Source organism: Bacillus cereus ATCC 14579 (assembly GCF_000007825.1).
GTDB classification, from domain to species: domain Bacteria; phylum Bacillota; class Bacilli; order Bacillales; family Bacillaceae_G; genus Bacillus_A; species Bacillus_A cereus.
Window position 1 is genome coordinate 1,417,889 of the sequence record NC_004722.1, and the last position, 12,937, is coordinate 1,430,825.

A 12,937-nucleotide genomic window follows, 5' to 3' on the forward strand; every position below is an offset into this window, starting at 1 on the left:
ATAAATGATAATGGTTATCATTATCATTGTCAATGGTTTTTCTAAAAATATATAAAAAACTTTGTATATTTTAAATAGAGATAAAAAAAGAACAGCATTAATGCTGTTCTTTTCCGTTGACGAATTGTTGCAAATCAAAAGGAGTTATCGCCTGGATAAATTCTTTTGAGATAAGTGTTTGAACGAGAGTGCTCTCAGAGATAGAAGCACCTGTTTTCTTTTCATAAGCTTGTTTTAATAAATCAAGTTTTTCAGCCGTTTCTTTTGGTAATTCAATTGTAAGTGTGTTCATAATTTCTCCCCCTTATTATTAGAGTACCACTACAGTATAGGAGAGACAAGAAAAGAGAATATGAAATATAAAAAAGGTTACCAAATTTTCAAATGGTAACCTTTTTTATGTATAAGAGTTATTAAGCAATACCGATATACTTTAAAGTTTTTGATGGAGTACTGTGATCAAAGAAGTGTTGTAAAAATGCAATATCAACACCTGATTTGTATGCACAATAACCCCAAGTTTTTCGAAGTGTATGTGAGCTAATCCCTTCTAATCCAACTTCTTTTGCAGCTTTGTTTAAAATGTACCATGCATGTTGTCTCGTAATAGATTTTGTTCCTTTTTGAGATTTTAACAATGGTTCATTACGTTTCCAAGTTTTACGTTCTTTCATGTAGTCTTCGATTGCGTGCTGTAAGTCTTCATTTACAGCAAACCATTTATGTTTCTTCACTTTTTCATTGTAAAATAAAATGGAATGGCGAACATTTTCATTTTCATCGATTACATCACTAACTTTTAATTGTAAGATTTCACTTACTTTTAAGCCAGAATTTACAGCTAATACGAATAATAAGCCATCACGTTTCGAAGATTGTAAAAGTATATTTTTGATAGTTTCTAATTGTTTTTCATTTTGAATAGGTTGTCCTGCTTGTTTCATTTCACGCACTCTCCTCTTTTATATGTGTAAAGGAAAGGATTAACTTGTTTCTTACTATAAAGGGAGAGTGTGAATTTCATGTGAACTCCTAGTGAAATTAAGACAAATTATTTGACTTCTTTTACTTTTTGTAAATTGAAATAGAATACAACACTGTTAGTCGTATTATACACACCGTATTCGGCATGATGGAGGTCTAAAATGTTTTTTACAATAGATAATCCGAGACCGGTACCTCCAGTGTGACGGCTACGTGATGCATCTAGACGATAGAAGCGATCCCAAATTTTTTCAAGACTTTCTTCAGGGATAGGGTTTCCTGTATTCTCGATTTCGACTTTTACGTTATCTTCTGCTTCTATAATGGAGACTTGTATTTTTTCTCCCTCTGGCGTATAACGGATTGCATTACTTAGTAAGTTCACAACTACTTGCTCAATGCGACTGCGATTTGCTTTAACAAGTATAGAAGGGTCTGCATCGATGTTCACTTGTAAATGTTTTTCTTCCATGCTAAATAATAATTTTGTGTAGACTTGTTGCGTTAATTCACCGATTGAGAACGTCGTCATATCTAGTTTGTAAGTACCAGATTCCAACTTTGCTAATTGCTAACATTTCAACAATCAGCCTGTTCATATTTTCTGTTTCTTCTAAAATAACATCAGTATAATACGAAGTATCCTTACTAACACCATCTTTAATTCCTTCTGCAAAACTTCTAATTACACTTAGCGGTGTTTTTAATTCGTGTGATACGCCAGAAATGAATTCTTTTCTTGTTTTTTCTAATTGACGTTCACGTTCAATATCTTGTTGTAACTTTGTATTAGCAACATTTAATCGATCGATTCGATCTTTTAAATTTACAGATAATGTATTGATACTGCCAGAAAGCCCGCCAATTTCATCGTCAGCTGTAACAGGTAATTTCTCGCTGAAATCAAAATTAGCCATTTTTTTTGTAACACGATTTATTTTAATTAATGGCTTAACAATGATTTTTGAGTAGTAGAAGGATAACAAAATAATTACGAGAAACACGATGATTAAGGCATAGACATAATAATCTTTTAAAACGAGCATCGCTTCATTAACAGGCTGCAAAGATGCTATCGCAAAAGCGTATTCTGTAATCCTTCCATTTTCTATAATCGGTTTTACAAAGATACTATTTTTTATATTTTCTCCGCCATCTAATATGAAAGTACTTAATTGGTTCGAGTTAGAAGTTCCCTCTCTAATCATATCTGCAAAATATTGAACGGCTTGTAATGTTTCAATATCATTTGCAAGACGAACCTCCGCTTTGGATGGGAGCTGTAACTTAGTTATAACACCTGTAAAGACGATTCGAGTTGTAGATTTGTATCGGCTTGCAAGTCTGCTCTTAGAAGGGTTACCATTAATTGACTGAAAATCCGAATAGAAATGTTCGTTCTGCCATTGATTATAATTCGTTCCTAATTTTTGTGGTGTGATTATATTATTCTCTTGTACGACTCCATCAACATTGATTATTACATCTTTTTTTAAACCTAAATTCTCGAATTTATTATATTCTTCTGGTGTTAAAAGATTGTTGAGTGGAATGGAATACTGTTTATTATTATTGGGATTAAATACATCGATATAGTAATTGTTATCACTTTTAATAATACCGTTAGAATCCAAAAACTGCATATCGGCATTTGTTTTATCATGAAATTCTTGTTTTAGTTTTCTAACCTGCTCATAACTTTTATCACTTTTATCATAATTATCTACGAATTTTTCAAAAGCAGTTTGGACTGTTTTTACTTTCTTATTAATATAAAATTTCTCTAAAAATAGAGATTGTCCTAGAAAAAAAAGTAGGAATATGATTGTAAATAAAGTGGATGTTAATAAAAATAGTTTAAAGACAATACTTCTGTTTTTCACTGCGTCACCTCTTATGAGAAATACTGTAAATGATTTCTTTCTCCCGTTAAATCCGATTGGTTCAACTAATAATCAGTGGGGGATGGAAAAAACCTCCACTGATTAAAGTTTCACTTCATTATAACAAACGTTACAAGAAAGTAGAGGGGAGAAATCTGTCTCTTTATAAAGTAGTTATTTATAAAAAGTCACATAAAAAGAACTCGCCAGACGTATGACAAGTTCTTTAGTGTATTATTGTTGAATTGCTGCATCTAAAGCGATTTCAATCATTTCGTTAAATGTAGTTTGACGCTCTTCAGATGTTGTTTCTTCGCCAGTGAAGATGTGATCGCTAACTGTTAATACAGATAATGCATTTACACCGTATTTCGCTGCTAATGTGTAAAGAGCAGTTGTTTCCATTTCTACTGCTAATACACCGTAATCTCCAAGTTTTTTAACTATGTCCATGCTTTCACGATAAAACACATCTGCTGTTAAAACGTTACCGACACGAACGTGTAATCCTTTTTCAGTTCCAGCATCATAAGCTTTCTTTAAAAGGTCAAAGTTTGCAGCTGGTGCAAAATCAAATCCTGGGAATGTTAAACGGTTCATATTAGAATCAGTACAAGCCGTCATTGCGATAATAACATCACGAACTTTTACATCTTTTTGAATTGCACCGCAAGTTCCAACGCGAATTAAATTTTTAACTCCGTAGCTTTGGATTAATTCGTTTACATAAATAGAAATAGAAGGAACACCCATACCTGTACCTTGAACAGATACACGTTTTCCTTTATAAGTTCCAGTGAAACCTAACATACCACGCACATTATTATAGCAAGTAACGTCCTCTAGAAATGTTTCAGCGATATATTTTGCACGTAATGGATCACCAGGTAATAGAATAGATTCAGCGATTTCGCCTTGTTTTGCTTCGATATGTACACTCATAAAAAAGTCCTCCTTATAATGTATTGATAGAAATCAATATCATTTGCATTATACACTACGAATCCTTTCAATTAAAATCTTTTTATTATTTGTAATATGTGCAAAATAGGAGGATTTCATAAATCATAATCTAGAATATATATCTTAAGAAGTTTTGTATGAATAGAGACAATAAAAATGGTAGGTGATGTTTTGAAAAATCTTGTCATTGGGCTTATTGCGTTAGTACTTATTGTGGCAGGAGGATTTTACATAAAAAAATATCAAGAAAACGAAGAGACTGTAGGAGATGTTCAGGAAGTAAAGTGGGATGTTTCAAATGGAAAGGGAAATGAGAAAGTAGATATTGTATTTCAGTTGTTAAACAACAAGAATAATGAAATTCGTGGTGTAAATGATCAAATGCGGGCAGTGATTGTAGATGGACAGTTAAAAAACATACAACAAATTAAACCCACATTTGCAGGGAACGGGTCATATAAGTTATCTTCCAAAATAGCAAAAGACGAAGAATATACAATATTTTTATACGAAGACAAAAATAAGTCCGTAGAGTCATTCGCTAGGAAGAATTTTGGTAGAACGAAAGAGGAGAACAATAAGAAAAAAGTGAAATTTCCAATCGACAGTGTACTTACAAAAAAAATAGGAGAGTATGAAGTTTCTCTTTTATTTGGCGCATTACATCCGAATGAACCAGTTACGTTAACATTTCAGTTTCAAGCGAAAAAGGGTGAAAAATTGAAATTGCATTCAGAGAGAGGAGAAGTAGAGTCACTCTATATAGTGGATGAAACGAAGGAGAATTTTTTATACGCTATGCCTGTAGATACGGATGAGCAATTACAATACCGAATTACATTTCCTGCCGAGGGCACGTATAAAATGTGGGGGAATTTCTATATAAATGGTAAGAAGTATGAAAAAGAATTTATTGTACAAGTTCAAAAAAGAAAAAACAGCTAAGAATTTAGCTGTTTTTTCTTTTTCCTATTAATTTTGTTACAGAGAGCATTGTAATTGGTAAAGAATGATTCTTCCTAAATGCTAAATATTTACCGCTCCATGCTGGTTTATATTTTTCTTTAAAATGTCGTAATCCGCTGAAACTATACGTATAACGAACGTTATTAAAGATTGCAGCAGCCACTCGTTCAGACCAGAAAGACTGTGTGGATAAACCAACATTTGAAAGTGGTGCCATACCGATATTAAAGGAGTGGTATTCATTTTCTTTTGCCCACTGGAATAAGTGGATGAAAATTGCGTCCATAATGCCGCTAGGCGCATCTGGATAATATCGCATTAAATCGACAGATAATGATCCGTTTTGATATACAGGCATGAATGTTGTGAATGCAATAATTTTTCCATCCGCATCAGATAATGTTGCGATAGGAGCGCGACTAATATATTCACGATCGAAGTATCCGAGTGAAAAACCTTTCTCTTTTTTTCCACCAAGCCATGCATCTGAAACTTTTCTTAACTCTTCATATAATTCGTCGGAGAAAGGTGGCTCATGAATAGAGAATGTATAGCCTTCTCTTTCAAAACGGTTGAAAGTAGCTCGCATGCCAGCGCGTTTCTTTCCTGTTATTGTAAAGGTATTTAAATCAACAACAGCTTCTTCACCAAGCTTAAAGAAGTTATAACCAAAATCGTGGTATAAACTCATCCATTTACTTTCAATTTGATAGAATACACAAATGTATCCAAATCGATCAGCCTCAGCTAAAAACTCTTGCAATACAGTACGATAGGAGGAAGGGTCCCCAATTGGATCACCCAGTACAATAAGTCGTTTTCCAGTTATTGAGAAGAGAATGAGTGCTTTTCCATCACTACTGAAAAAGAACTGTTTATCTCCTAAAAAACCTAAATGACTAAGTACATTTCCACCATGTTCATCTAAGAAGTTTTGTAATCGTTTATCATTAGCTGGTTGCCCGGGAAATTCATTTCGATAACGATTTGCAATGAGTGAACCAATTAGTAAAAAAGTAGGAACAAAAAAGGCAGCTGCTAATGCACTTCGTTTTACTTGTGTAATATTACGAACGACAAAATCAGGTTTGAAAGCTTCTTTTGCACCTGCAAATAAAATACCTAAGTTTTTATATAAATATAACGTTACAAGTAGGAATATAAAAACTTTTACGATATCGGAAAGTGAGACTTCCATTTTCTCACGTACAAACCTTTTACGAAGCATATACAATACAGCGAGTACGATTAATAAAATAAAAGTTTCTTCAACATCAATTCCTTTTAGTGTGTTAAAAATAGCCGCTCCAATTAAAGATACAATCGTCATATAATAAGAACGTTTTGTTCCGTAATATATCCCCCGCGAAAGAATGAGGAGGAGAATACCGAATGTTAGCGATAAGCTAAAAGAAAATTGAATAAGATGTTTTGGAGCTAGAATATGTAAGGCGTGTGCCCGATTTATACTTGTCGGTAGAATGGTTGATAAAATAACCATTAAGCCAGCAAATACTGTTAAAGCAGCAGATGCCCAAGAACCTAACTTTCCTAGAAAGTCACGCTGCAAAGTCCATATAACACCAGTTGTCTCTAATGCAGGCGCAATAAAAGGTTTATCTTCAAACTTTTTAATGGCTACTCCTGTCATTTCAAAAGCTGCAAAAATGAGACCAAGGCAGAAGGGCAAGATGTAATAGACGAGACGATATAATAACATAGCAGGGAGTAAAACACCTGTATCGATGCCGTATTGCCCAAGCCCAGTTAAGAAGACAAGATCAAATGATCCAAGGCCACCAGGAACAAGACTAACGACACCAGCTAAAGCAGCAATAACATATACGCCTAAAAACTTTTGGAATTCGATTTCAATGCCAAATAATAGTAATATGACGTACATAACAATACCAGCAGATACCCATTCGACTAATGAAACTAATGAGTATAAAACAGTTGGGTTTTTCTCCTCTTCTTCTTGTTCCTCTGTTTGCGTCGCTTTTCTATTTTTTAATTTAGAAAATCCGATATATATAGGGACGAAAAGAGCGAAGAAGATAAGAACAGGCCATAGCCATGGTTTTTCATGCAAAATAAATCTCGTGTCTAATATTCCGATAAGACCAAGAAATGAAAGAATGGCTAATCCATTAATAAAGGCAGTTGTCATCCAAGCGATACTTTTAATAAGTTTTCCATTTTCTTTTATATATGGACGATAAAGCATTGTGCGTACGCCGGCTCCAACAAGACCACCAAACCCGATAAATCCATTTAAAGTATTAGCAATCCACGAGATACGGAAAATCTTTTGGACAGGAATGTCAGCTTTTAAGTAACGAAGCATAACATAGTCATAAAAGAACATTGTTGATACAGCGAATGCACCAAGTGTAATTGCTAAAAAGACTCCTCCAGTTGGAATGTTTTTAATTGTATCAATCGCTTCTAAAAAAGAAATGCCCGCTAATTCTTTTTTTGCTTGAAAGAATACAATTGTTAATACAACAAATGGGAAGATAATTTTCCCGATTTGTAAGAAACGTTTCCATGAAAACGACATAAATACAACTCTCCTTGTATAAGAAAACTGAGACAATAATATTATTATGACAAACTTCAAGAAAAATAAAAAGGTAATTTCCTGTATAGGGGAGCTATTTTTTATATAGGTATATTTAAAAGAATATTTTGTTTATCAGAAAATTAAGTTAGAATAAGGTGAAAGAAGGTTGAGGGGGGAGTATATGATTATAAAAGGTTACGTAGGATATGAGTTAGAAAAAGAGAAACCTAATACATCAGAAGATTTTTTTAACAGATCTGAAGTGACATATATATTAAATGGTAAAGAGAAAACTTTTTCGGTTTTATACGTTCGATATTTTGAAGAAGTTTTACAAGAAATTACTCCTTTTGAAGGAAATCCAGTGTATAAAGTAGAAGAACAAAACATATATTTGCGCGATATTGTAGCGATATGTTGTTTAATGAAAGATAAGGAGCTTCGTGCGCAAAAACGTTTGTATTTAAATAATATGGAAGAATTTCAACAATATTTTGATGAGGGAACGGTGTCGAAAGTACAAGAAATATTGGCTGAATTACATAAAAATAAAAGAGTAGAAATAGCGTGAAATGGCAAAGGAGAGAGAAAAAATGTCTAATTTTATGGTTGAAAATCAAACAGAACAAGTTTCTATATTTTTAGAAGATGCTATTAATTTAATAACCAATTATGTAAATTATCATACGTTACCTTCTTTATTAGAGGAAACACCAGCAGGGAATGAGCGATATTATAAAGGGTTATTAGCATCAATGAGACGACTTCTCGTTTTTTGCGAAGAAGGACAGGATGCATGTTTTGTTTTGTTGAATAGCCAGCCATTTCGAAAAACAGCAGCTGAAAAAATTTTATATAAGATTTACCATCAAGTAATTGCAGAGTTTTTTTCACCGAAGAGTGATCATTGGTATGAAAATAGTCGGTCTGCATATACAGGGAAAAATTCTATCGTTTTTCAACAAACACCACCTGCATCTTTAGAGCAAGTGATGAAGAGTTTAGAAGGTAAATTTCAATTGATGCGTGAAGAACTAGAATATTATGAGACGGATTATCAGACAAAGATGTTACACAAATATTGATTGAGGAAAAGAAGCTAAGGTGACTTAGCTTCTTTTCCTTTTGTACAGTTATATAAGGGATTTTCATTGAATATAGTTAAGTGGATAGCATTAGGGAGGTGCAATATGAATCAGCAAGGTGTATTTACAGATTACTTTCATGAAGTAGAAAATTGGTGTGAAAGTGTTCTTCACGTATTAGATAGTCGCGCAATGGAAGTGTATGATGTCCATATGCTTGCTTATAAAATTCAGACGTTATTAGAGCGTATGAAAGAGCATGAGTATGAAACAGATGCAGAGTTTATGTATGAAATAAGCGATGATGTAGAACATATTCAGCATCACTTGCAGGAAGTATTTATGCAAGAAGAAGAGGAATATGAATTATATGAAAGAGGGGATAGTGAACGAGCTGTCCCAATTGGAGGACATACACTCCCGCCATTACCTTTTCCATATAATGCGTTAGATCCGTATATTTCTAAAGAAATTATGATGTTACATCATGATAAACATCATCGGAGTTACGTGGAAGGATTAAATAAAGCAGAGAAGATGATGGAAGAAGCGAGAAAAACAAATAAATTTGATTTAATTAAGCATTGGGAAAGGGAAGCGGCTTTTCATGGGTCAGGTCATTACTTACACACGATATTTTGGAATAACATGAAAAAAGACGGTGGTGGAAGTCCAAGAGGAACTTTTTCACAACAAATTGAACAAGATTTTGGGAGCTTTTTACGTTTCCAAAAACATTTTACAGAAGCAGCCTCTAAAGTAGAAGGTTCAGGCTGGGCAATTCTCGTTTGGGTACCCCGGTCTGGAAGGTTAGAAATTTTGCAAAGTACACTTCATCAATTATTTACACAATGGGATACGATACCGCTCCTTGTACTAGATGTCTGGGAACATGCGTATTATTTACAATACCAAAATCGAAAAGATGAATATATTAAAAACTGGTGGAATGTTGTAAATTGGCCTGATGTAGAAAAAAGGTTTGAAACTGCGAAACAAATTGAATGGACACCATATTAGACGCAAATTCTCTGCGTCTTTTTTAATGGAAGTAGAAGGAAGGTTTCGTTCATATTTTAAAAGGCCAAGCATACACTTGTACAAAAAGTGCCAAAAGGACGTGGGGGGAAATATGAGACGAATTTGTGTAATCATTACGCTTCTTATGATGTATGCAAGCGTTATGCCGATTCCTACATATGCAAAGATGAACAGCAATGTTAGTGCTCGAAATGCTGTATTAATGGAGCAACAGTCTGGTCGTGTATTATACGGAAAGGCAGAACATGAGCCTCAAAAAATTGCTAGTATAACAAAAATTATGACCGCCTTATTAGCTGCTGAATCAGGGAAGATGAAAGAAATGGTATCAGTTAGTAATGAAGCGGTGAGGGTGGAAGGATCGGCAATCTATTTAAAGCCTGGACAAAAAGTGAAGTTAGAAGATTTAGTATACGGACTCATGCTTAGATCTGGTAATGACGCAGCGCAAGTAATTGCTGAAAGTGTGGGTGGGAGTATAGATGGATTCGTATATTTAATGAATCAAAAAGCGAAAGAAATTGGAATGAAAGATACGCACTTCTCAAACCCTCATGGCTTAGATGGAGATGGATCACATTATTCGTCGGCTTACGATATGGCATTATTAACGAAATATGCAATGGGAAACGAGACATTTAAGAAAATCTTTGGAACCAAAACATATAAATCAGATTCTTGGGATTACCCGTGGAAAAATAAACATAAGCTGGTAACGTCTTATTATGAATTTGCAACAGGGGGAAAAACAGGCTTTACGAAGAAAGCTGGGCGAACGCTTGTTACAACGGCATCAAAAGGTGGACTAGATTTAATTGTCGTAACTTTGAGTGCCTCTAGTGATTGGGATGATCATATGAATTTGTTTGATAAAGGTTTTGACCGTTTCAAACAAACGAAAGTTTTAGGACAAGGAGCAATTGCTGAAATAAATGAAAAGAAGTATGCCAACCATGTTTATACGAAAAATAGTTTTTCGGTACCGTTAACTGAAGAAGAAAAAAAGAACGTAGTATTAAAAGTTGAACTCGATAAAAGTACAAAACTTACGGATGGAGTAAAGGTTGGAAAGACAGACATTTATGTTGGTAATGAAAAAGTTGGAGAACGGAATTTATTTTATAGTAAACGAAAGTTAGTAGCTACAACGGGACTTTACTGGAATAATGTGAAAGAAATTTTTTCTTACATGATAGGTGTTGGGAACGATGGTTAATCTCGTATGGGTAGCGATGGCTGTCATTGGGATTGTATACGCCATGATAAATGGAACGATGGAAGAAGTGAATAAAGCTGTATTTGACGGAGCAAAAGATGCGGTAACGATTTGTATAGGACTTATTAGTGTTTTAGTATTTTGGCTCGGTTTAATGAAAATTGCAGAGGAAGCCGGATTGTTAAAAAAATTAGTTACACTTTTTATGCCGATAGTAAAAAGGTTGTTTCCAGAAATACCAAAGGATCATCCGTCTATGGGATTTATTCTATCAAATATGATGGCAAACTTTTTTGGTCTAGGTAATGCAGCGACCCCTCTTGGTATTAAAGCGATGGAACAACTGAAAGAGTTAAATGGAGGAAAGGATTCGGCGAGCCGTTCTATGGTGACGTTTCTAGCATTAAATACATCAGCTATTACATTAATTCCTACGACAGTCATTTCCATTCGAATGACGTATGAATCAGCGAATCCTACTGAAATTGTTGGGGTAACATTTATTGCACAAGTACTTTCAATGATTGGAGCAATTTGGATTGACCGCTATTTTTACCGAAGAAGGAGTAGAAAGGGGCGGAAAAAATGAGCATTGTAAATACAATTTCCTTATGGGTAATCCCTTGTGTAATTGGTTTTATCCTTTTATATGGCACAATAAAGAAAGTGCCGACGTATGAATCGTTCGTTGAGGGAGGAAAAGAAGGGATTCAAATTGCAATTTCCATCTTACCGTTTATGGTTGGAATGCTTGTGTCTATTTCTATATTCCGGTCTTCAGGTGCGTTAGATGCAATGATATCGGTAATGAAGCCAATGTTAGATTTGATCCATGTTCCAGCAGAAATTGTACCCTTAGCACTTATACGCCCTATTTCAGGCTCTGCTGGTTTAAGTATTACGACCGATTTAATTGCAACATATGGGCCAGATTCGTTTATTGGGAGATTGGCTTCTACGATGCAAGGGAGCACAGATACGACTTTCTATATTTTAACTGTATATTTTGGAGCGGTTGGGATTAGAAAAATGGGGGATGCACTAAAAGTAGGACTTTTTGCAGATTTAATCGGGATTATATGCTCAATTGTGTTCGTTTCTTTATTGTTTCAGTAATACTATTCATTTTTTACGCTATTTCGCTTATAATACGTATACGACCACTATTAAGGTGTAGCTTAATAGTGGTTTTTTTATGTGGTATTTTTGACAAAATGATGAACTTTTATTGTGAGAAATATGAAAAATATGGACAATAATAAAGGGTAAAAACATGATTTGACCTTTATATGTTTATTATCATCGCTATGTTGTTTAAGTAAGATGAAGCGAATAGCCGTAAAGCGTATGCGGTTGCCAAGTCTTTCTAATGTAAGGTAAGATAAATTCGAGGTGAAAAAAAGAAATGGAACGATTACAAAAAGTGATTGCGCAAGCAGGTATTGCATCGAGAAGAAAGGCTGAGGAATTAATTCAGCAAGGAAAAGTGAAAGTTAATGGAAAAATAGTGAAAGAGTTAGGGACAAAAGTAACTCCTCAAGATAAAGTAGAAGTAAATAATATCCCTCTTGAAAAAGAAGAACCTGTTTATTTTTTACTATATAAACCAACTGGCGTAATTTCAAGTGTATCAGACGATAAAGGAAGAAGTGTTGTAACGGACTTTTTCCCGGAAATTACACAACGTTTATTCCCAATCGGACGATTAGATTATGATACGTCTGGCGTATTATTAATGACAAACGATGGGGACTTCGCAAACGTATTAATGCATCCTAGATATAAAGTTGAAAAAACATATGTTGCAAAAATAAAAGGGCCATTAACAGGTGAGAAAATTCGCATGTTAGAACGCGGTGTTACGTTAGAAGACGGTAAAACAGCACCAGCACGTGTGAAAATTATTTCTTGGGACAAGCGTAAAGAGATGGCTATTGTACAATTAACAATTCATGAAGGACGTAATCGTCAAGTACGTCGTATGTTTGAAGCGTTAGACTGTAAAGTAGTGAAATTAAAACGTGAACGTTATGCTTTCTTAGAAGTAGGAAGCCTGCGACCTGGTGATGCGAGAGAATTGACACCACATGAGGTGAAACAATTACGCGCGCTTGCTTCTACAAAGCCAAGATAAGCTATAGAGTTAAAAATTCACCAGTGGAGTGCTCTGCTGGTGATTTATTCAATACAACATTTACAGAAGATAATACATAACATTTACCGAGGAGAGGAG

Annotated in this window: 12 protein-coding genes and 1 pseudogene; 8 read left to right on the forward strand and 5 right to left on the reverse strand. The window is 34.4% G+C overall.

What is annotated here, in order from left to right; translation table 11 throughout:
• Positions 1-97: 97 nt before the first annotated feature.
• The 4 genes and pseudogenes from BC_RS07240 to deoD form a co-directional block, all read right to left on the reverse strand.
• A complete protein-coding gene (locus tag BC_RS07240; protein WP_001094860.1) occupies positions 98-292 on the reverse strand; it encodes a DUF3924 domain-containing protein in 195 nt (64 codons plus the stop codon).
• 121 nt (positions 293-413) lie between these two features.
• A complete protein-coding gene (locus BC_RS07245; RefSeq protein WP_000806236.1) occupies positions 414-944 on the reverse strand; it encodes a tyrosine-type recombinase/integrase in 531 nt (176 codons plus the stop codon).
• A gap of 107 nt (positions 945-1,051) precedes the next feature.
• Positions 1,052-2,867 (reverse strand): annotated as a pseudogene (locus tag BC_RS07250) (sensor histidine kinase).
• 234 nt (positions 2,868-3,101) lie between these two features.
• Positions 3,102-3,809 carry a purine-nucleoside phosphorylase gene (gene deoD / locus BC_RS07255; protein WP_000110703.1) on the reverse strand — a complete coding sequence of 236 codons (708 nt, stop codon included), beginning with the start codon at positions 3,807-3,809 and terminating at the stop codon, positions 3,102-3,104.
• 177 nt (positions 3,810-3,986) lie between these two features.
• Between deoD and BC_RS07260 the strand changes: the two genes are divergently transcribed.
• Positions 3,987-4,775, forward strand: a complete 789-nt coding sequence (locus BC_RS07260) for a hypothetical protein (protein WP_000232610.1) — start codon at positions 3,987-3,989, stop codon at positions 4,773-4,775.
• A gap of 4 nt (positions 4,776-4,779) precedes the next feature.
• Here BC_RS07260 and mprF read toward each other — a convergent pair whose 3' ends face one another.
• On the reverse strand, positions 4,780-7,359 hold the full coding sequence (mprF, locus tag BC_RS07265; protein ID WP_000010848.1) for a bifunctional lysylphosphatidylglycerol flippase/synthetase MprF: 2,580 nt from the start codon (positions 7,357-7,359) through the stop codon (positions 4,780-4,782).
• 184 nt (positions 7,360-7,543) lie between these two features.
• On the opposite strand from mprF, the gene BC_RS07270 reads away from it, so the two are divergent.
• The 7 genes from BC_RS07270 to rluB all read left to right on the forward strand — a co-directional run bounded on the left by BC_RS07270 (position 7,544) and on the right by rluB (position 12,838).
• A complete protein-coding gene (locus BC_RS07270; protein ID WP_000584367.1) occupies positions 7,544-7,933 on the forward strand; it encodes a hypothetical protein in 390 nt (129 codons plus the stop codon).
• 22 nt (positions 7,934-7,955) lie between these two features.
• Positions 7,956-8,447, forward strand: coding sequence for a YpuI family protein (locus BC_RS07275; RefSeq protein WP_000064519.1), 492 nt, complete (start codon positions 7,956-7,958; stop codon positions 8,445-8,447).
• A 105-nt stretch (positions 8,448-8,552) separates the two neighbouring features.
• Positions 8,553-9,467: a superoxide dismutase gene (locus BC_RS07280; RefSeq protein ID WP_001075738.1), complete on the forward strand. Its 915-nt coding sequence runs from the start codon at positions 8,553-8,555 to the stop codon at positions 9,465-9,467.
• 112 nt (positions 9,468-9,579) lie between these two features.
• Positions 9,580-10,704, forward strand: coding sequence for a D-alanyl-D-alanine carboxypeptidase DacB (gene dacB / locus BC_RS07285; protein ID WP_001252638.1), 1,125 nt, complete (start codon positions 9,580-9,582; stop codon positions 10,702-10,704).
• A complete protein-coding gene (gene spmA, locus BC_RS07290; protein ID WP_000247811.1) occupies positions 10,697-11,293 on the forward strand; it encodes a spore maturation protein SpmA in 597 nt (198 codons plus the stop codon). The genes dacB and spmA overlap by 8 nt, the downstream gene beginning before the upstream one ends.
• Positions 11,290-11,820, forward strand: a complete 531-nt coding sequence (gene spmB / locus BC_RS07295; protein ID WP_000029514.1) for a spore maturation protein SpmB — start codon at positions 11,290-11,292, stop codon at positions 11,818-11,820. The genes spmA and spmB overlap by 4 nt, the downstream gene beginning before the upstream one ends.
• A 289-nt stretch (positions 11,821-12,109) precedes the next feature.
• Positions 12,110-12,838 (forward strand): 23S rRNA pseudouridine(2605) synthase RluB, encoded by a 729-nt coding sequence (rluB, locus tag BC_RS07300; RefSeq protein WP_000440556.1) that lies wholly within the window; start codon positions 12,110-12,112, stop codon positions 12,836-12,838.
• Positions 12,839-12,937 lie beyond the last annotated feature (99 nt).